Genomic DNA, 20,469 nt, shown 5'->3' with positions numbered 1-20,469 from the left:
CAAGGAAGGCTAACGCCCCCTGCCCCAGTCACACCAGCCCCTGAAAGTTCCTATTCCGGACGCATATTAGGAGAATAGGATCAATGCCGCCGGCGAAACGGGAAATCAGCCCACCGTCGCCAGACGCTTGAGGGCCTCGTCCAGGCGCCCGCGGGTCGCCTGGGCCTCGCCGAGCTTCTCGCGTTCGGTCTCGACCACCTCGGCCGGGGCGTTGGCGACGAACTTGGCGTTGCCCAGCTTCTTCTCGAAACGGTCGATTTCCGCGTCCTGCTTGGAAATTTCCTTCAGAAGCCGCGCCTTTTCCGCCTCCAGGTCGATGGCGTCGGCGATCGGCAGGATCACCATGGCGCCGTCAAGCACGTCCTGCACCGCGCCCTTGGGAACCTCGCCCGTCAGCACGCCCGCGTCGGACAGGCCGGCAAGACGCAGGATCAGGTCGCGGTGCGTGGCCAGCGCCGCCTGGGCGGCCGCGTCGCCGTCCTTCAGCAGCATGGGGATTTTCGCCTTGGGCGGCACGTTCATTTCCGAACGCACGGCGCGGATCTGCGAAATCAGGCGCACCACCCAGTCCATTTCCGCGTTGACGGCGGCATCGACCAGGGCCGGGTCGTACACGGGCCAGGGCGTGGTGATCAGCGGCTGCGCGCGTTCGGCCCGGGTCTGCCACAGCTCTTCCGTGATGAACGGCACGATGGGATGCAGCAGGGTGATGATCTGATCCAGCACCCAGGCCGTGGTCGCCCGGGTTTCCGCCTTGGCGGTTTCGTCCGATCCCATGAACACGGGCTTGGCGAATTCCAGGTACCAATCGCAGAAGGTGTTCCAGGTGAAGGAATAGAGGGCCCCCGCCGCGTCGTTGAAGCGGTAGGCGTCGAGCGCCATGGTCATGGCCGTCTCGGCCTCGGACACCTTGCCGACGATCCAGCGGTTCAGGGTCGAGTTAACTGAATTCGGATTAAAATCAGGATCGACGCGGCATTCGTTCATGTCGCAGAACCGGGCCGCGTTCCAGATCTTGGTGCAGAAGTTGCGGTAGCCCTCGACCCGGCTTTCCGACATCTTCACGTCGCGGCCCTGGGCGGCGAAGGCGGTCAGGGTGAAGCGCAGCGCGTCGGCGCCGAACTTCTCGATCAAATCCAGGGGGTCGATGACGTTGCCCTTGGACTTGGACATCTTCTGGCCCTTCTCATCCCGCACCAGGGCGTGGATGTAGACCGTGTGGAACGGCACCTCGCCCATGAAGTGGATGCCCATCATCATCATGCGGGCGACCCAGAAGAAGATGATGTCGAAGCCGGTGACCAGCACGTCCGTGGGATAATGGCGCGCCAGTTCCGGCGTCTCGTCGGGCCAGCCCAGGGTCGAGAACGGCCACAGGGCCGAGGAGAACCAGGTGTCCAGCACGTCCGGGTCGCGGGTCAGCTCGACCGCCTTGCCGTAATGGGCGTCGGCGGCGGCCTGGGCGGCCTCCTCGCTCATTTCCACGAACACGGCGCCGTCGGGGCCGAACCAGGCCGGGATCTGATGCCCCCACCACAGCTGGCGCGACACGCACCAGGGCTGGATGTTGCGCATCCATTCGAAATAGGTGTTTTCCCAGGTCTTGGGCACGAACTGGGTCTTGCCGCTCTCCACCGCCTCAATGGCCGGCTTGGCGAGCGTCTTGGCGTCGACGAACCACTGATCCATGAGCCAGGGCTCGACCACCACGCCGGACCGGTCGCCGTGGGGCACGGTCATGTCGTTGTCCTCGACCCGCTCCAGCAGGCCCAGGCCCTCCATCTCCGCCAGCACGGCGTCGCGCGCCTTGAACCGCTCCATGCCCTGGTATTTTGCGGGCACGTTTTCGTTCAGATGGGCGTTGGCGTCGAGGATGTTGATGATGTCGAGCCCGGCCCGCTTGCCGACCTCGAAGTCGTTGAAATCGTGGCCCGGGGTGATCTTCACCGCGCCCGATCCCTTTTCCGGATCGGCGTAATGGTCGGCGACGATGGGGATCAGACGGCCGGTGATCGGCAGCACCACGTTCTTGCCGACCAGGTCCGTATAGCGTTCGTCGTCGGGATGCACGGCGACACCGGTGTCGCCCAGCATGGTTTCCGGGCGGGTCGTGCCGACGGTGATGAACTTTCCATCCTGACCTTCGATGGGATACTTGAAGTACCACATCTTGCCCTTGGTCTCGCGCTGTTCGACCTCAAGGTCCGAGATCGCCGTATGCAGTTTGGGATCCCAGTTGACCAGCCTCTTGTCGCGGTAGATCAGGCCCTGCTTGTGCAGTTCCACGAACACCTTGACCACGGCCTTGGACAGGCCCTCGTCCATGGTGAAGCGTTCGCGCGACCAGTCGCAGGAGGCCCCCAGCCGGCGCAGCTGCTTGGTGATGGTGCCGCCGGATTCCGCCTTCCAGTCCCACACCCGCTCGACGAACTTGTCGCGGCCCAGATCCGTGCGCTTCACACCCTCGGCCTCGAGCATCCGTTCGACCACCATCTGCGTGGCGATGCCCGCGTGATCCGTGCCCGGCTGCCACAGGGCCGCATCGCCCTTCATGCGGCGGTAGCGGATCAGGATGTCCTGCAACGTGTTGTTCAGCGCATGCCCCATGTGCAGGCTGCCGGTCACGTTGGGCGGCGGGATGACGATGGTATAGGGCTGGCCGTTGCCACCCTCGACCTGTCCCTGGCCGGGCGCGAAGGCGCCGCTCTGTTCCCATTCCTGGTAGCGGCGGGTTTCCACCGCGTCGGGGTGGTAGGTTTTTTCCAGTTCGGCCATGGAAGCAGGGTCCTCGGGAGGGCGTTAAGTCAGTGGATGGGGATGGGCGGGTATACAACGAAAAACCCCGGGGAACAAAGCCCCCGGGGTCATCATTTCGATTCTTTTTCAGGCGCCTTCCCTTACGGGATCAGCCCCAGTTGTCGAGCCCTTCGGCGCGGTTGACCATGGTGTCGATTTCCTTCTTCACCAGGCGCTCGATCAGATACGGCAGATTGCGGTCCAGCCACTCGCGCAGGATCGGTTTCAGCATCTCGCGCACGATGCCTTCCAGCGACGCATCGCCCGACGACATCACCGGCAGGTCACGGCGGTCGAGGATCGCCTTGGCCAATTCGGCCAGAACGTCCGAGCCGTGCAGCGAGGTCGGCCGCGACATGATGGCGTCGGGGGCGACCATGTCGGGCGTCAATTCCATGATGTCCGCCATCGGTTCCGGCTCCGGCATGGGCGGCGGCGGCGGAGGGGGCGGCGGCGCGGCGGCGGCCACGGGTTCCGGTTCCGGCTCGAACAGGTCTTCCGGTTCGGGCATCGGCTCCGGTTCGGGCTCCGGCTCGTCCATGTCGGTCATTTCGATGTCGGGTTCCGGCTCGGGTTCCGGCTCGGGCGCCGGCGCAGGCGCCGGTTCGGGCTCGGGCTCCGGCGCGGCAGCCTGCTCGGCCGGCGCATCGCCTCCCTCTTCATCCTCTTCCTCCGCCAAAATCTTGCGGATGGAAGAAAGGATGTCTTCCATCGAAGGTTCGCCGCCTTCAGCGGCTTCGGCTTCTTCGCTCATAATCCCGCATGCCCATCAATTCTTGTCGCGGTCCCCGGCTCCCCACTCCCACGCAGGCCCGAGTCACGCCACTTTTCCCAAGATACACCAGCCATTAACCCACGTTGATCGTTAATATTTGGTATATCACAGGAATTAATTGTCGGGCGCCGTCATGGGCGCCACCGTCATCAGCGACGGCAAGGGGCGAAAACCGCCCTACTTGCCTTCTTCGCTGCTCGATCCGCCGACCCACTTGCCGCGCACTTCGTCGTAATGCATGCGCGGATCGTAAACATCGACGGCCAATTTCAGATCCGTGGCGGTCATCCGGCCAATGGCGGCCGACAGTTCGAACGCGGCGACCCGTTCGTCACGCTGGGCCTCCGTATGACCGACGCGGGAATCCAACAATTCCTGTTCCGCGTCCAAAACGTCCAGAACCGTGCGCGACCCCACGGCGGCCTCACGCTCGACCCCGTCCAGGGCGACCACGTTGGCTTCGATCTGGGCGCTGAACGACACCACGCGGGCGCGCGCCGTCTGCAGGTTCTCCCAGGCGCTGGTCGCGTCCTCGATGGCGTCGCGGCGGGCCTGATCGATGTTCCGGGTCAGCTCGGCAAGGTCCTGTTTGGCCTCACGCAGGCGCGAATAGACGCTGCCCTGCTGATAGATCGGAATGGTCAGGTTGACCCGAACCTCGGCCGAATCGATACGTCCCGTTTCGCCCGCCGTTTCATAGGAACGATCCGCGCTGGCGGTGACATCGACCTCGGGCAGCAGTTCACCCTTGACCTCGCGCACCGTGTTCATGCCCGCCTTGCGGTCGAATTCGGCCGCGATGACGTTGGGGTTGGTGGTCGCCGCCATCTTGATGGCGTCGTGCCGGTCCTTTGGCAGCCCCCCGGGATCGCCCGGAAGCTCAAGATTTTTCGGCGCCGGCAGGCCGACCACGTTTTCGTAGGTGGCGCGCGAGTTTTCCAGGTTTGCCTCGGCCCGGATACGGTCGGCCGTGGCGCCAGCCAGGCGGGCTTCGGCCTGGTGCACGTCGGTGCGCGTGATTTCGCCGACCTCGAAGCGGTCCTTGGTCGCCTCAAGCTGACGCTTGAGGACCTTTTCGTTGTTGATGTTGAGCGCCAGCACGGCCTCGTCACGGAACACGTTCAGATAGGCCGTCGCGGCGGCCAGCAGAATGTCCTGTTCCGTGTCGATCAGGCGCGCGCGCTCGGCGCGGACGGCGTTTTCCGCCCCTTCCGTCGCCGCCAGCGTGCGCCCGCCGCGGTACAGCGGCTGGGTGATCGACAGGCCGACGGTTGCAGGGTTGCGGTTCTGCGTGCGGTTCGTGGTGCGCAGGGTGGAGCGGTTGCGCTCGTACCCGGCGTCGCCGGTAATGGCGACCGACGGCCGCCAATTGGACAGCGCCTGGGGCACCTGTTCGTCCGTGGCGCGCAGGCGCGCCCGGCGTGCCGCCAGGGTCGGGTTATTGGAATAGGCGGCAATCAGCGCCTCGGCCAGGGTCTGCGCCTGGGCCGGCGGCGGCGCGAAAGCAAGCGCGCCAGCAAGGGCCGCAGCACCGACAGTGGCGCGGGAAATTCCAGGAACGTATTGAAAAGGGGAAAGAATTCGCGTGATCAAGGCCGTTACTCGCCTGTGGTTGTCTCGGGTTACCATACTACCTGCATTCGCCGCGTCCAGATTTCAACTAAATACGTGCAAAAATACAGATAATTCAAAAACTTGCATATACAGCCCTCGACCGCCTCATGGCGCCAATCCGCATCGGATTCGGCCGCGTCAGAAGGTGAAGGCTTCCTCCAGCTCGAACCCGGGGAGGTCCGGCGTTCCCGCGTCGAACAGATCGCGGTGAGAGATATGGCCGCCGAACCGCGCCGCCAGAACGGCGCTGCCGACGGCGGAGCCGCGCTTCGAGCAGACCGCCACGAGGCGGCCGCCTTCGGCCAGCTGCTTTTCGATCTTTTCCGGCACACTGGGCACGGCGCCGTCGAAGAAGATGACGTCGTAAGGTGCTTGCTTGGGATAGCCGTTGGCCATCTTGCCGTCGATCACCGCGACCGTGTCAATGCCAAGTCCCGCCAGGGTTTCCTGGGCCTGCTTGGCCATCGCCTTGTCGCTTTCGACGACCACCACCGTGTTCGCCAGCTTGGACAGCAAGGCCGCCGAATAGCCGGTGCCGCAGCCGATGCACAACACCACGTCGTCGGCGCCGATGCGCGCGGTCTGCAACAGACGCGCGGTGATCATGGGCTCCATCAGATAACGCCCGCCGCCCACGGCAAGGGCCTCATCGACATAGGCGATGGACCGCTTGGCTTCGGGCACGAAGGCCTCGCGCGGCATGTCCGCCATGGCGGCAATGACACGCTCGTCCGTGACCCGGTTGGGCAGGACCTGACAATCGATCATGTTACGGCGCGCGGCTGCGAAATCCATGTCGCCGGTTCTCCTTCGCGTTGGAACGGGCCGACGGGGGCCCGATTTGGCTGAATTCTGTATAGTCCCAGCCGTCGGCGAACACAATGGCGGCGCGCGTTGCGGCGCCCTTTTCCAGGCCATTTCCGGTGCCTGAAAATTCGCCGGAACAGTTGCTTGACCACCGGAGGGTCAGTATGTAATGTCCCGCCCTCTGTGGGCCGAAGCCGGTCAGCCTGGCCCTTGGAAGGGACCTCCGCAACGGGGTTGTTTCCTGGGGGATTAAGCCCCGGCACTTTGGTGCCATCTGGGGCGCGGTGGCGGAGTGGCTACGCAGCGGCCTGCAAAGCCGTGTACACCGGTTCGATTCCGGTCCGCGCCTCCACGCCTGATCCGGCGTAGCTCAGTTGGTAGAGCAGTCGGCTGTTAACCGACTTGTCGCAAGTTCGAGTCTTGCCGCCGGAGCCAATTAAGAGGGCCAGTCCTGAGACCAGGACTGGCCCTTTTCATTTGCTGCCGCTCAAGCCATGCCCAGCATCGCCCGCGTCTCGGCCGGGGTGGCGGGTTCGCGGCCGAATGCCTCGGCCATTTGCGCGACGCGCTTGACCAGATCGGCGTTGGTCGGCGTGCCCAGTTCCGGATAGGGATAGTCGCCCAGGCCGATCGCCACATGCCCGCCCATTTCCAGCGCCAGCGCCGCCGGGCCGAACAGATTGCCGACCTTGTTGTTGACCGACCATTCGAACCGGGCACCCTGGGGCAGGAATTCGAGATGCGCCATTAGGCCCTTGATGGTGCCCGGATGGCCCCCGAGATAGCCAGAATCCGACAACGCGAACAGCAGATAGGCCGGCTGATCGACCAGGCCCATTTCCGAAAACGCCTCGAACATGCGGGTGAACGGCACGGTCCAGGACACGATGACCGGCTTGACCCCGATTTCGCGCATGCGCTCGGCGAAATAGGCGCAGGTCTTGGGCGTGTTCACATAGGCCAGTTCGTCCGTCTTCATGCGCTTGGCCGCCCGGTCATAGACGTCGACGTTGGTGGAACCGATGTCGATGGGCGCGAAATCGGGCTTCAGGGCCGGATCCTGCGATGCCCTGACGATGTGCTGCAAACGGGCCTCGTCCGAGGACTTCAGCGTCACCTGGCCCAGGGTCGGATGGATCATGATGTCGCTGGCCGCGCGGATTTTGCGGATCGTCTCGAAATAGGCGTCGGGGTCGTGGTTGGGCGATCCGTCGGCGTTGCGCGCATGATAGTGGCAGATCGACGCCCCCGCCGCGCGGCAGGCGGCCGCCGCCTCGGCGATCTCATCGGGCGTGAACGGCACGTTCGGATTGACGTCGCGCGCCATGTATTCGTTGACGCGAACCTCGATGATCACCTTCTTGCCGAAGCCCGGCACGGTGGATTGAAACGTCATGGCCTCGATGTTCCCTACGGTATCAGGCCCCCCTTGGGGTTGTTGGTAATCCGGGACGAGGGCCGCGTCAATTCACCCGGCCCGGAAACCTGGACGGGCACGTCTTGCGGTATTATCTCAGACAGGGCGGTGCCGGTCGGCGCCGCATTGTTCGGAGGATACGCCGCTTGCGGCCCTGTCTGGTGCTTCTGCCCCTTACCCTGATGCTTCTGGGAACCGTGCCGGGGACTCCCGCACGGGCCGCGGACTGCCGCCTGCCCGGGGTCGAGACGACCACCCGGCTGACTGAAAAGCGCGGCAGCATCCGGTTTTCCAACGGTTTTTCCGGTAAACAGCTGGAGGCCAAGCGCCGCCGCGCGGGTGGGGCCGCGGCCCAGGCCGACTGGCATCCGGTCGGGCTGATGGGCCGGGATTTGAAATGGGAATTCCGCGTCCAGGTCCAGGGCCAGCGCTTGGCCAAGGGGTTCTGCGTCGGGCTGAAGGATGCGGAACTGACCATCGGTTACGACCGCATCGACGTCTATGTCGACCGCCGCTACCGTCCCGGCAGCTGCCAGTACGACGTGATCCTGGAACACGAAAACCAGCACGTGCGCAATTTTCAGGACACCCTGGCCCGCTACCTGCCCGACATCCGCGCCCGCCTGGCCGGCGAAGCGGCCGCCGCCGCACCGCAGGTTGCCGGCTCCATGAGCACGGGCGCCCGGTATTTCGTCAATCTGCTGCGCGACCGCCTGACGCCCCTGATCGAGCGCATGCAGCAGGACATGGCCACCGCCGACGCCCGCCTGGACACCGTCGACAGCTACCGCGCGACTCAGGCCCGCTGCGACGGCTGGTGACGGAACGGCAAGATCAGAGAGAGCGGCCTTTCTTGATCGCATTCACCCCGAATTTGCCGCGCACCCGGTCCATGGCTTCCTCGACCTTGCGCGGGCGATCGCCCGTCCCGGCCAGAAGATCGCCCGTTTCCGGCGCACCGGCCCCCAAGGGGGCGATGTTCTGCACCCCCGTCCCGATCAGGCGGAACCGCGTTCCGTCGGTCTCTTTCTCCAGCAATGGCAGGGCCGCGCGGTAGATGGCCTCGGCCAACTGGGTCGGGCGGTCCAGCCGGCGCGAGCGCGTCAGCTGCCGGAACTTGTCGGTCTTCAGCTTGAGAACAACCGTGCCACCTTCGATTCCCTTGCCTTTCAGGCGGGACGAGACCTTTTCTGAAAGCCGCCACAACACGGCCTTGAGACTTTCCAGATCGCCGATGTCTTCGTCGAAGGTGGTTTCCGCCGAGACGCTTTTGGCGTCGCCGCCCGGGGTCACGCGGCGGTCGTCCTGGCCCCGCGCGAAATTGTAAAGCCGGCTGCCCATGGCGCCGTAGCGCGCCGTCAAGTCCCGTTCGTCAAAGCGCAGCAGGTCGCCGATGCGCGTCACGCCGTTCTTTTCCAGGCGCCCGCGCAGGCTGCCGCCCACCCCCCAGATCAAGCCCACGGGCCTGTCCCTCAGGAAATCCGCCGCGTCGGCGCGGCCGATGGCGGCGAATCCCCGCGGCTTGTCCAGATCCGACGCGACCTTGGCCAGGAACTTGTTGTAGCTGAGGCCAACGGAGGCCGTGACGCCGACCTCGTCCTCGATCCGTTTGACCAGGCGCACCAGGGTCACCGCCGGCGGCCCCTTGTGCAAGGCCTGGGTCCCGGCAAGGTCGAGAAAGGCCTCGTCGATGCTGATCGGCTCCACCAATGGCGTCAGATCCTCCATCATGGCGCGGATCTGATGGCCGGCGCGCCGGTACTTTTCCATGTCCGGGCGGATGACCACGGCCTTGGGGCAGCGCTTGAGCGCCTGGAACATGGGCATGGCCGAGCGCACGCCCGAGATTCGCGCGATATAGCAGCAGGCCGCGACCACCCCCCGCCGCCCGCCGCCGACAATCACCGGGCGTCCGGCGATGGCCGGATTGTCGCGCTTCTCCACGCTGGCGTAGAACGCGTCGCAATCGATATGGGCCAAGGTCAGGGACGCCAGTTCGGGATGGCAGAAAACCCGCCGCCCGCCGCATTGCGGACAGCGTCCGGCCGAAGCCCCCGGCGGGGCCTCCCACAGGGTCGCGCAATCCCGGCACACGGCAGTCATCATCCGGCGGCATCCCGGCATAAGCAATTGAACGACAAGCAATCTTGACGCCCGCCCCTGAAGGGCGCGACTATGTTACGAGCAGTCACGACGATGTTCCATCCGCATGCTAAGATGGCGGTCGGAAGATGCTCAAAAGTACCGCCACAGGCGGAAAGGTGTTCGAGGATGAGTGATCCGGTCTCACCCGCCACAGAGTCGAATGACCTGCGGGACGCACAGCTTGAGATTCGGCAACTGAAAGAAACCGTCGCCGCGCTCCGCGAGGAACTTGAAAACAAGGTCTTCGACATGCAGCGCGTCGAGCAGGAAGCGCGTGCCGAGGGCATCGACGAAATCAAGCAACTCAAGGACACGGCCGCGGCGCTCCGCGAGGAAATGGAACAATTGAACTTCGCCCGCCAGAAGGAAGTTCAAGAAGAACGCGCCGCCGGCAACGACGAGATCACTCAGTTGAAAAACACCATTCAGGCGCTGCGCGACGAGATGGAGACGCTCAAGCTGGAAAAAGAGAGGGAGCTGAACGAGGCCGTTTCCGCCGGGCGCGACGAAATCCAGCAACTGAAGGCGACGGCCGCCCGTCTGCGGCAGGAAATGGAAGACCTGAACTTCCGGCATCAGGAGACGGTGCAGGAACTGAACCGGACCCGCCGGGACGAGGTCGGTGAACTGCAACAGGCCATCGTCACCCTGCGGCGTACCCTTGAGGTCAAGTCCCAGCGGGGGTCCGAAGCGCGGCAATGAGCAGCAACCTTCCCTCACCCGGCACCATCGAGCGCGACATTGCGGGCGGCGCCCCTGCCCGCCCGACCGCAAGCGCCGCCAAGCCGCCGGTCACGGACGAGGAAATCCACCGCAAGCTGCACGAGGCCGACCGCCGCCTGAAACAGGCGGAGATGCTGCTGAACGTGTCGCGCCGGGTCGCCGGCATCGAATCCCTGGACGAGGTTCTGGAAACCCTGGTCGAGGTCATCGTCTATGAATTGGATGCCGAACGCGGCACCCTGTTCCTCAACGATCCGGCCACGGGCGAACTGTATTCCCGTGTCGCCCAGGGCAATTTCCAGCGCGAAATCCGCATCCTCAACAACACCGGGATCGCCGGCGCCGTGTTCACGTCCGGCATCGGCGAGACCATCGACGACGCCTATACGGACAAACGCTTCAACCGCTCCGTGGACGAACAGACCGGGTTCAAGACCAATACCATCTGCGCCGCCCCGGTGAAGACGGTGAAGGACGAAATCATCGGCGTCGTCCAATGCCTGAACAAGAAGGGCGGCCAGCCCTTCAACGAGGACGACCTGGCTCTGCTCGAAGCCATCACCACCCAGGCCGCCGTCGCGTTGCAGAGCACGCAGTTCGTCGAGAGCATGAAGAAAAGCCGGGAACAGGAAATGAAGTTCCTGGACATGGTGTCGGACGTGACGTCGAACCTGGAACTCGGCTCGCTGCTGTCGCGCGTGATGTCCGAAGCGACCCGCATGCTGTCGGCAGATCGCTCGACCCTGTTCCTCAACGACGAAAAGACCAACGAACTGTTTTCACGCGTGGCGATGGGCGATTCCCTGGGCGAAATCCGCCTGCCCAACCATCTGGGGATCGCCGGCGCCGTGTTTTGCTCCGGCGACACCATCAACATCCCCTACGCCTACGCGGACCTGCGCTTCAACCCGGCCTTCGACAAGAAGACCGGGTATTTCACGCGCTCCATCCTCTGCGTGCCCGTGGTCAACAAGGCGGGCAAGATGATCGGCGTGACCCAGGTTTTGAACAAGCGCGGCGGGCCGTTCACGGAAGAGGACGAAACGCGGCTGAAGGCGTTCACGGCGCAGGTTTCCATCGCGCTCGAAAACGCCAAGCTGTTCGAAGACGTCCAGAACATGAAGAACTACAACGAAAGCATGCTGGAAAGCATGTCGAACGGCGTGGTCACCATCGACGAGGACGGCAAGGTCGTGACCTGCAACGCCGCCGGCCTGCGCATCCTGCACTGCGAGGACGAAGACGACATCATCGGCAAGGAGGCGCAGGAATTCTTCGCCATCGAGAACCCCTGGATCAACGAGCGCCTGGAGCTTCTGGAGGAAACCCAGGAGCCGGACATCACCATGGACCAGGAACTCAAGCAGGGTGCCGAAACCAAGTCCGTCAACGTGCACTTCCTGCCGCTGACGACGGAGGAAGGCAAGAAGCTCGGCTCCATGTTGATGCTTGAGGACATTTCCTCGGAAAAACGCATGAAGTCGACCATGTCGCGCTACATGGATCCGGGTCTGGCCGACCAATTGATGAAGGGCGGCGAGGACATCCTGGGCGGCAAGAGCCTGGAAGCCACCATCCTGTTCTCGGACGTGCGCAGCTTCACGACCCTGACGGAAAGCCTGGGTCCCCAGGGCACGGTGCAGATGCTGAACGAATACTTCACCATCATGGTGGACTGCATCTCGCGCGAGAACGGCATGCTCGACAAGTTCATCGGCGACGCGATCATGGCCGGGTTCGGCGTGCCGCTGCCGCTCGAGGACTGCGAGGACCGCGCGCTGCGCGCCGCCATCTCCATGCTCCGCGAACTGGACGAATGGAACGTGACCCGCGTGAAGAAGGGCGACATGCCCATCGACATGGGCATCGGCCTGAACACCGGCAACATCGTGTCGGGCAACATCGGGTCGCCCAAGCGCATGGACTTCACCATGATCGGCGACGGCGTGAACCTGGCCGCGCGTCTGGAAAGTGCCTGCAAGCAGTATTCGGCCCGGCTGCTGATCTCGGAATTCACCTACCGCAAGCTCAAGGGCACCTACCGCATTCGCGACATCGACAAGGTGATCGTCAAGGGCAAGACCGAGCCGGTCGGCGTTTACGAAGTCCTCGACTTCCACACGGACGAAACCTTCCCCAACCTGATGGAAGCGGTGAACCACTTCAAATCCGGGCGCAGCCATTACGACAAGGGCGATTGGGACAAGGCCACCAAGGCCTTCAAGGAAGCCATCGCCCTCAACCCCAACGACAAGCTGGCGGAAACCTATATCGGGCGCTGCGAAATGCTGAAGGCGGAACCGCCCAAGGATTGGAACGGCGTCTGGGTCATGACCTCGAAATAAACCGGCCACACCCGCCACCCCGTGCATGCTGCACTGCAAAATTTGTGATGGCTCTGAAACATTAACGGGCTAACCTGAGCCGCGAATAGTTAGGCGCCCCCATGACCGTCAGAAACCTCAACAAGCTGTTCCGCCCCACTTCGGTCGCCGTGATCGGCGCGTCGGACCGCAAGGGATCGGTCGGCAATCTGGTCATGCACAACCTCCTCGAAGGGGGCTTTTCCGGCCCCATCATGCCGGTCAATCCGCACTATCGGGCCGTCGCCGGGGTGCTGACCTATGACGATGTCGCCGATCTTCCCGAAACGCCGGACATGGCCATTATCTGCACGCCGCCCGCCACGGTAGCGAAAATCATCGACGACCTGGGCCGGCGCGGCACCCGCGCCGCCATCGTACTGACGGCGGGCCTTGCCGCCGCGGCGTCCGACGGCGGGGCCTCGGCCCAGGCCGAGGTTCTGGCCATCGCGCGCGGGTACGGCATGCGGCTCTTGGGTCCCAACTGTCTCGGCCTGCTGGTGCCGGGGATCGGACTCAACGCCAGCTTCGCCCACCTGCCGGCCCTGCCCGGCAATATCGCCTTCGCCAGCCAGTCGGGCGCCATGTGCACCGCCGTGCTGGATTGGGCGCGGGCGCGCGGTATCGGCTTTTCTCATTTCATCTCCATGGGTGACGCGCTGGATACGGATTTCGGCGACGTGCTCGACTATCTGGGCAGCGACCCGGGCACGCGGGCGATCCTGCTGTATGTGGAATCGATCCACGAACGGCGGGCCTTCATGTCGGCCGGCCGCGCGGCATCGCGCAACAAGCCCATTCTGGTCATCAAGGCCGGGCGCAGCGACGCCGGCGCGCAGGCCGCCCGTTCCCATACCGGCGCGCTGGCCGGGACCGACGCGGTCTACGACGCCGCCTTCCGCCGCGCCGGCATGCTGCGCGTCGACACCATCGAGGAAATCTTCGCCGCCGTCGAAACCCTGGCCCGGGCGCCGAAATTTCCCGGCGACCGGCTCGCCATCGTGACCAACGGCGGCGGTATCGGGGTCATGGCGGTCGACCGGCTGATCCAGTCGGGCGGGCGGCTGGCCACGTTTTCCGACGCCACCCTGACCGCCCTGGACAAGGTGCTACCGGCATCCTGGTCGCACGGAAACCCCGCCGACATCATCGGCGACGCGCCGCCGGAACGCTACGCCGCCGCCATGCGGACCGTGCTTGCGGCCAAGGAAGCCGACGCCGTCCTGGTCATGCACGCGCCGACGGCGACGGCGTCCAGCACGGCGGCGGCACAGGCGGTCATCGATGTCGCGCGCGAGACCAAGGCGCCCATATTGGCCAATTGGGTCGGCGAGCAGGCGGTCGCACCGGCGCGCAAGATGCTGCGCGATGCGGGGGTGCCGACCTATGACACCCCGGGCGAAGCCGTCGGCGCCTTCATGCACCTGATCACCTACAAGCGAAACCAGGAGATGTTGACGGAAACGCCGATGTCCCTGCCCGCACAGTTCAACCCCGCAACGGCCGTCGCACGGGTGATGATCGAGGGGCACCTCGCGGGTGGCGACGCCATGATGAGCGAACCGGAAGCCAAATCGATGCTCGCGGCCTACGGCATTCCGACGGTGGAAACCCATATCGTCGCCACACCCGCGGAGGCCGCCGCCAAGGCCCAGGCCATGGGCTTTCCCGTGGCCTTGAAGATCCTGTCGCCGGACATCAGTCACAAGTCGGACGTCGGCGGCGTCGACCTGTTCCTCGACACGGCCGAAGCCGTCGCCGCCTCGGCGGAACGCATGCTGAAGATCATCGGCGATAAGTTTCCCGACGCCCGCCTCGAAGGCTTCACCGTGCAGCGCATGGCCGATCGCGCGAAGGCCCACGAACTGATCGTCGGCGTCACCTGCGATGCGATCTTCGGGCCTGTCATCCTGTTCGGCGAGGGCGGCACGGCGGTCGAGGTGATCGCCGACCGGGCGGTGACGCTGCCGCCGCTCAACATGCATCTGGCCCGCGATCTGGTGAGCAGAACCCGCATCTGGCGCCTGCTGCAAGGCTACCGCGACCGTCCGCCCGTGAACATGGACGCCCTCTGCCTGACTCTGGTCCAGATCTCGCAGATGGTCGTCGATATCCCTGAAATCCTCGAACTGGATATCAACCCGCTGCTTGCCGACGAGAACGGCGTGCTGGCCCTGGACGCCCGCATCCGCGTCGCCAGCCCCGCGGGCGATCGGTCACGGGGCCTGGCGATCCGCCCCTACCCGGCCGAGCTGGAAGAACCGTTCACGTTGCACAACGGCCTCGAGGTGCTGCTGCGCCCGATCCGACCCGAGGACGAACCGGAACACCGTGAATTCCTCGACCGGCTGACACCCGAGGACATCCGCTTCCGCTTCTTCGGCCTGGTCCGTGAATTTCCCCATTCGGAAATCGCCCGCCTGACGCAGATCGACTACGACCGCGAAATGGCCTTCATCGCCTCGGCCCCCAAAGCCGGTGGCGCCGGCCATGAAACCCTCGGCGTCGTACGCACGGTGACCGATCCCGACAACGACACCTGCGAATTCGCGATCATCGTGCGCTCGGACCTCAAGGGGCAGGGCCTGGGATACAAGCTGTTGGAAAAGATGATCGGCTATTGCCGGGCGCGCGGCACGAAGACCATGACCGGCCAGGTCATGGCGGAAAATCACCCGATGCTGGACATGGTGCGCAACCTGGGGTTCCGGGTCCACAGGCTGGACGACGAGCCGGTGATGGAGACGACGCTGGATCTGGGCTGATTACTTGCTGGTCGCCACGAACACGCCGTCCCAGTCGGCCGGCGGCGGGTTGACCCGGTATTCCGCGATGCGTTCCTCGTAGACGTCGCACAGCACGTCCAGGTTGGCTTCCAAATCCCAGCACTTGTTGGCGTCGTTGCCGCGCTCGCGGATGGTCTTGAACATGGCTTCCGCCTCGTCCCATTTCTGGGCGCGGTAGGCTTCCTGGGCGTCGAAGATCAGTTTGCGGAGTTCCTGGAACTCGGGCTTCTGGGCCACGGTCTCGTCGCCCAGCAATCCGTAGATCATGACCCCTGTCAGTTTACCTTTGACCTGGATGAAATCCAGGTCGATGCAGGCCAATTCGTCCTTCACCGCCTCGTAGGTGTTGGGGCCGAGAACCACGTTCATGCCATAGGACTTGGACTGTCCTTCCAGGCGCGCGGCAAGGTTCACCGTGTCGCCCAGCACGGAATAGTCGAACCGCATGTCCGATCCCATGTTGCCGACGACCGCGGGGCCCGAGTTGAGGCCGAGACCGACCTTGAGCGGCACGTGCTTGCGGCCCTCTTCCTTGGCTTCCTGTTCCAGCTTGGTGTTGAGCGGCTCCATTTCCGCCAGCATGGCCAGGGCCGAACGACAGCCGTCCATGGCATGGTTGGGGTTGTCCAAAGGCGCGTTCCAGAACGCCATGATGCAGTCGCCCATGTACTTGTCGATGGTGCCCTTGCGCTTGAGGATCGCGTTGGTCAGCGGCGTCAAAAGCTTGTTGATGAGCGACGTCAGGCCGACAGGATCGAACTGTTCGGAAATCGTCGTAAAGCCGCGCACGTCGCAGAACAGCAGCGTCATGTCGCGCATTTCGCCGCCCAGCTTCAGGCTGTCCGGGTTTTCCGCCAGACGTTCGACCATGTCCGGCGACAGATAGTGGGCGAAGGCCCCGCGCACCTGTTTCTTCGATGCCTCTTCACGGACGTAGTTGAGATAGGTCAGCGTGGAATACAGAAGAAAGATGGCGACCAGGGTGAAGACCGCGTCGATCAGCATCCGGTATTCGGCGAAGGCATGCCAGCTTCCGAACCCGACGCCGGCCGTGGTCACGCCGAACACCATGAAGGTCCAGAGGGCACCCACCCAGGGCACCAGGACGATCATCGCCAATCCGCCGAACAGGATGACCGACAATTCCACGCCCCGGGCGAAGTTGGGGCGGGTCAGATAGGCCTTGTTGAGCACGGTTTCGATGATCTGCACATGGACCTCGACCCCCGGGATGTTGCTTTCCGTCGGGATGGATCGAATATCCTTGAGGCCGATGGCGCTGGTGCCGAGGATGGTCAGCTTGCCCTTGATCATCGCCGGGTCGGCGGTGCCGTTCAGCACATCCACGGCCGACACGTACTTGGCCTTGTCCGACTTGGAGAAGTAGGGCCACATCCGGCCGTTCTGGTCCGTGGGAATTTCCAGGCCCTTGGCGATGCCCAGCGATTTGATGCCCGCCTGATCGACCTTGACCAGGATCGTCGGCCGCCCCGTGGCGAGGCGCAGCATTTCGACGCTGAGGGCCGGGAACATGTCCTTGCCCTGAACGAACAGCGACGGAATGCGGCGGATGATGCCGTCCTGTTCGGGAATGATCGAGAAGATGCCGTGCCCGCCGAACCGCCCGGCGGCCGCCTGCTCGATGATCGGCACGTTGCGCACCAGGGCGGGGAAGCTGGGCAGCAGGTCCAGGGGGTCGGGCACGTTGGGCCCGTATTTGCGGATGGCGATGGATTTCTTCACCGGCGGCAGCCTGACGCCCTCAAGCTCGTTTTCCACCGTCGACTGGCCCAGCACGACGCGCGACCGCTTGATGGTTTCAGCGAAAATCTCGTCGTTGGATTTGAACTGGCGGATCTTGTTCTTGGTATCCTCGTCCAGGCCCTTCAGCGCATCCGCGATGGCGGACGGATTCATTCTGTCGGGTTCGGCGAAGACAATGTCGAAGGCCACCACCACGGCGCCCATCTTCATCAGGTTTTCGACCAGTTGCGCCAGGATATTGCGCGGCCACGGCCATTGACCGACCTCGCCCAGGCTTTTTTCGTCGAGATCGATGATGGTGACGGGTTTGCGTTCGGGCGGCGGAATTTCGCGCGGCTTCATCTGCTGAAAAAAGTCGAAGCCCTTGAGGCGCATGAACTGAACGGGTTTGGGGTCGGCGATGTAAAGCGCAATGAACCCGAACAGCAGAACGTAGCCGACGATGCGTTCCAGCCGCACGGCGCCGCGGAAGAACCGATAGAACCCACGTCCGACGGCGCGCAACGCGCGCATCGCCATGCCGGGCGTCTTCGGTCCTTTCGGCACCGTCGGCGGGATAACGTCCGCGCGGCCTTCGTCAGGCAATTCTGAGCTCCCCTGTCTTGGCCCTCCCGGTTTCGTCCTGGACGATTCCGGGGCAGACCACTCCCGTCCCCTGGCGGCGCCGGTACTCGGTTTTGCCCGGCAATCCACCTGCAATGTGGGAGTTACCGCCACATTATCACAGGTTCGCGCCCATGCCGCCAGCCCGAAAGCCCGCATATGCGGAAATTCAGAGCGCCGAAACGCCATGAAACCGGGCCGTTCGGGCGGCGTCCTACGCGCATCCCCTGTTCATCCCGTGTTTACCATCATACATTAACCTGACGCTGGGATATTAGGAGCAGCGGGAATTCCATGGCGGAACCCAACAATACGGCGTGGCTGAAGCCCTTCGTCAAATCGCTCATGCCGACCTTTCGCGAGGTCGTGCTGATGTCGGCCTTCATCAATCTGGTGGCCCTGGCGACGCCTGTGTTTTCCATGCAGGTATTCGACCGCGTGGTGTTCCACAAGGGCATCTCGACCCTGTGGGGGCTGGTCATCGGCATGATCGCCGTGATCATCTTCGACCTAGTGCTGAAGCTGGCGCGCTCGCGCGTCATGCAGACCGTGGCGCTGCGCGTCGACGTGCTGGTCGGCCGCCAGTTGTTCGACAAGCTGATGTCGCTGCCGCTGTCGGAACTGGAATCCAAGCCCGCCGGCCACTGGCAAGGCCTGTTCCGCGACGTCGACACGGTGCGCAATACGCTGTCCGGCGGCTCGGCCGTGCTGATCACCGACCTGCCCTTCGTCCTCATGTTCCTTGTCCTGATCATCGTCATCGCGCCGCCCGTGGCGCCGGTGCTGCTGGTCATCCTGCCGCTGTTCATGTTCGTCGCCTGGAAGTCGGGCAATGTCATGGCCTCCGCCAACCAGGAAGAACGCCAGTCCTCCATCTCGCGCGACCAGTTGATCGCCGAAATGATCCAGGGGCGGACCACCATCAAGGCTCTTGCCCTCGACCAGGCCATGCGCCCCCATTGGGAACAGAGCCACGCCGACAACATCGAAAAGTCGGCCGTGCGCGGCGCCAAGACCGATTTCTATTCGAACCTGGGCGGCTCGCTGACCATGTGCACGACGCTGCTGATGACGACCGTGGGGGCACTTGCCATCGTCAACCAGGAAATGACCATGGGCTCGCTGATCGCGGCCAACATGCTGTCGGGCCGGCTGCTCGGGCCGCTCAACCAGCTGGTCAACCAGTGGCGCACCTTCAATTCGTTTAAACAGTCCGCCGACCGCTTGGGCCAGACTTTCGAGACAATCAGCGAACGCGCGGAGTCCGAGATCGAACTGGAAGCCCCCAAGGGCGAACTGCGCACGGAGAACGTCGTCTTCAACTACGTCGAAGGCACCAAGCCGATCCTCAACAACGTCACCGTCAGCCTGCCCGCGGGCGGCATTCACGCCCTGGTCGGGCGCAACGGATCCGGCAAGACGACGCTGTTGAAGGTGTTGCAAGGCCTGTACCGGCCGACCAGCGGCCGCGTGCTGCTGGACGGCGCCGACATCGCCCAGTTCACGCGCCATGAACTGGCTGACTGGATGGGCTACGTGCCGCAGGAATGCGTGCTGTTCGCCGGCACCATCCGCGACAACATCGCCCACCGCCATGCCGACGCCTCGGACGAACAGGTCATCAAGGCGGCGACCCACGCCGGCGTCCATCACTTCATCATCGACATGCCCGACGGTTACGCCACCGACATCGGCGAAGCCGGCTCGCGCCTGTCGGGCGGTCAGCGCCAGCGCATCGCCATCGCCCGGGCCCTTCTCGGCGATCCATCCGTATTGATGATGGACGAACCCTCGGCCAGCCTGGACCGTCAGGCGGAACAGGCCCTGCGGGATACCTTGCGCGAGATTTCCAAGACCCGCTCCGTCATCCTGGTGACCCACAGCCCGATCCTGCTGGCCGCCTGCGACGATCTGGTCGCCCTCGACCAGGGCCGCGTGGCGCTGGCCGGGCCGTCGGCGGAAATCCTGCCGCGTCTGTTCGGCCAGCAGCCCATGGAACGTCCACCCGAAGACGCCGTGAAGAGCGACGCGCCGAAACCCGATGCCGGCAAGGCCCCCGCCGCCGCCCCGGCCAAACCCGCCGCGCCAAGTACGGCGCCGGCAGCCCCCGCCGCCAAGACGCCCGCCGGTGCCGCAACGCCCGCTCCCGCCAAGCCCGCCCCCGCCAAACCCGCGGGCGCACCGGCCGCGAAGCCGCCCATGCCCGACATGGCCGCCGCCCTGGCCAATGCCGCCCGTCAGGCCGCCCAGGGCGGCAAACCGCCCGCCCCCGGCGGACGCGTCGACCCCGTGCCGCCCAAGCGTCCGGCCCCCGCCATGGCACCGTCGCCTGCGCCAAAGCCCGCACCGCAGCCTGCCCCCGCAAGACCGGCACCGGCGCCCCAGGCGGCGCAACGCCCGGCACCGGCGGCACCCGCCCCGGCCCCACGTCCCGCCCCCGCCCAACCGACGGCGAAACCCGCGCCGTCTCAGGCAGCCCCTCAAGCCGCGTCCCGCCCAACCGCCCCCGCGCAGGCCCAACCGGCGATGGCCAAACCGCACGCTCAAGCACCCGCGCCAGCCCCTGCCCCGGCACCGGCCAAACCGGCGGCAAAGGCATCTAGCGCTTCAAGTAACGACCCCTACGCTGATATACTGAAAGCCATGGAGCACGAGCGCGGCCCGCGGTAGGCCGGG

Annotated in this window: 12 protein-coding genes and 2 tRNA genes; 7 read left to right on the top strand and 7 right to left on the bottom strand. The window is 64.6% G+C overall.

From position 1 onward, the window contains the following. Positions 1-105 precede the first annotated feature (105 nt). The 4 genes from RJ527_15220 to RJ527_15205 all read right to left on the bottom strand — a co-directional run bounded on the left by RJ527_15220 (position 106) and on the right by RJ527_15205 (position 5,980). Complete coding sequence (locus RJ527_15220; protein WND75373.1) at positions 106-2,775, bottom strand: valine--tRNA ligase; 2,670 nt, start codon at positions 2,773-2,775, stop codon at positions 106-108. A 130-nt stretch (positions 2,776-2,905) separates the two neighbouring features. Continuing rightward, a complete protein-coding gene (locus RJ527_15215) occupies positions 2,906-3,550 on the bottom strand; it encodes a DUF2497 domain-containing protein (protein ID WND75372.1) in 645 nt (214 codons plus the stop codon). A gap of 198 nt (positions 3,551-3,748) precedes the next feature. After that, a complete protein-coding gene (locus RJ527_15210) occupies positions 3,749-5,164 on the bottom strand; it encodes a TolC family outer membrane protein (GenBank protein WND75371.1) in 1,416 nt (471 codons plus the stop codon). A 159-nt stretch (positions 5,165-5,323) separates the two neighbouring features. Beyond that, on the bottom strand, positions 5,324-5,980 hold the full coding sequence (locus RJ527_15205) for a protein-L-isoaspartate O-methyltransferase (GenBank protein ID WND75370.1): 657 nt from the start codon (positions 5,978-5,980) through the stop codon (positions 5,324-5,326). Between the two features lie 290 nt (positions 5,981-6,270). Here RJ527_15205 and RJ527_15200 point away from each other — a divergent pair. Both RJ527_15200 and RJ527_15195 read left to right on the top strand, forming a co-directional pair. After that, positions 6,271-6,344: transfer RNA gene (locus RJ527_15200), tRNA-Cys, on the top strand. 7 nt (positions 6,345-6,351) lie between these two features. After that, positions 6,352-6,427, top strand: a tRNA-Asn gene (locus RJ527_15195). Positions 6,428-6,479: 52 nt separating this feature from the next. Here the strand turns inward: RJ527_15195 and RJ527_15190 are convergent. Continuing rightward, on the bottom strand, positions 6,480-7,388 hold the full coding sequence (locus RJ527_15190) for a 3-keto-5-aminohexanoate cleavage protein (protein ID WND75369.1): 909 nt from the start codon (positions 7,386-7,388) through the stop codon (positions 6,480-6,482). 182 nt (positions 7,389-7,570) lie between these two features. Here RJ527_15190 and RJ527_15185 point away from each other — a divergent pair, with 182 nt between their 5' ends. After that, positions 7,571-8,230: a hypothetical protein gene (locus RJ527_15185; GenBank protein WND75368.1), complete on the top strand. Its 660-nt coding sequence runs from the start codon at positions 7,571-7,573 to the stop codon at positions 8,228-8,230. Positions 8,231-8,243: 13 nt separating this feature from the next. Here the strand turns inward: RJ527_15185 and RJ527_15180 are convergent, their stop codons facing one another. Further along, positions 8,244-9,515 carry a DNA polymerase IV gene (locus RJ527_15180; GenBank protein WND75367.1) on the bottom strand — a complete coding sequence of 424 codons (1,272 nt, stop codon included), beginning with the start codon at positions 9,513-9,515 and terminating at the stop codon, positions 8,244-8,246. A 165-nt stretch (positions 9,516-9,680) separates the two neighbouring features. On the opposite strand from RJ527_15180, the gene RJ527_15175 reads away from it, so the two are divergent. The 3 genes from RJ527_15175 to RJ527_15165 all read left to right on the top strand — a co-directional run bounded on the left by RJ527_15175 (position 9,681) and on the right by RJ527_15165 (position 15,405). Further along, positions 9,681-10,256: a HAMP domain-containing protein gene (locus RJ527_15175; protein WND75366.1), complete on the top strand. Its 576-nt coding sequence runs from the start codon at positions 9,681-9,683 to the stop codon at positions 10,254-10,256. Continuing rightward, on the top strand, positions 10,253-12,622 hold the full coding sequence (locus RJ527_15170) for a GAF domain-containing protein (GenBank protein ID WND75365.1): 2,370 nt from the start codon (positions 10,253-10,255) through the stop codon (positions 12,620-12,622). Before RJ527_15175 ends, RJ527_15170 begins: the two co-directional genes overlap by 4 nt. A gap of 101 nt (positions 12,623-12,723) precedes the next feature. Next, positions 12,724-15,405, top strand: a complete 2,682-nt coding sequence (locus RJ527_15165) for a bifunctional acetate--CoA ligase family protein/GNAT family N-acetyltransferase (GenBank protein WND75364.1) — start codon at positions 12,724-12,726, stop codon at positions 15,403-15,405. Here the strand turns inward: RJ527_15165 and RJ527_15160 are convergent, their stop codons facing one another. After that, positions 15,406-17,775, bottom strand: coding sequence for an adenylate/guanylate cyclase domain-containing protein (locus RJ527_15160; protein ID WND75363.1), 2,370 nt, complete (start codon positions 17,773-17,775; stop codon positions 15,406-15,408). Positions 17,776-18,087: 312 nt separating this feature from the next. Here RJ527_15160 and RJ527_15155 point away from each other — a divergent pair, with 312 nt between their 5' ends. After that, entirely contained in the window at positions 18,088-20,463 is a 2,376-nt protein-coding gene (locus RJ527_15155; protein ID WND75362.1) for an ATP-binding cassette domain-containing protein, read from the top strand. Positions 20,464-20,469 lie beyond the last annotated feature (6 nt).

This window comes from Thalassospiraceae bacterium LMO-SO8, assembly GCA_031655335.1.
Lineage (GTDB): Bacteria > Pseudomonadota > Alphaproteobacteria > Rhodospirillales > Casp-alpha2 > UBA1479.
Note: the sequence above shows the minus strand (reverse complement) of the source record. Positions and strands in the feature narration are given on the sequence as shown.

What these genes read in the sequence shown, in the direction of transcription:
- RJ527_15220 (WND75373.1), bottom strand. Translation starts at nt 2,775, where the DNA reads ATGGCCGAACTGGAAAAAACCTACCACCCCGACGCGGTGGAAACCCGC.
- RJ527_15215 (WND75372.1), bottom strand. Translation starts at nt 3,550, where the DNA reads ATGAGCGAAGAAGCCGAAGCCGCTGAAGGCGGCGAACCTTCGATGGAA.
- RJ527_15205 (WND75370.1), bottom strand. Translation starts at nt 5,980, where the DNA reads ATGGATTTCGCAGCCGCGCGCCGTAACATGATCGATTGTCAGGTCCTG.
- RJ527_15190 (WND75369.1), bottom strand. Translation starts at nt 7,388, where the DNA reads ATGACGTTTCAATCCACCGTGCCGGGCTTCGGCAAGAAGGTGATCATC.
- RJ527_15180 (WND75367.1), bottom strand. Translation starts at nt 9,515, where the DNA reads ATGATGACTGCCGTGTGCCGGGATTGCGCGACCCTGTGGGAGGCCCCG.
- RJ527_15175 (WND75366.1), top strand. Translation starts at nt 9,681, where the DNA reads ATGAGTGATCCGGTCTCACCCGCCACAGAGTCGAATGACCTGCGGGAC.
- RJ527_15170 (WND75365.1), top strand. Translation starts at nt 10,253, where the DNA reads ATGAGCAGCAACCTTCCCTCACCCGGCACCATCGAGCGCGACATTGCG.
- RJ527_15165 (WND75364.1), top strand. Translation starts at nt 12,724, where the DNA reads ATGACCGTCAGAAACCTCAACAAGCTGTTCCGCCCCACTTCGGTCGCC.
- RJ527_15155 (WND75362.1), top strand. Translation starts at nt 18,088, where the DNA reads ATGGCGGAACCCAACAATACGGCGTGGCTGAAGCCCTTCGTCAAATCG.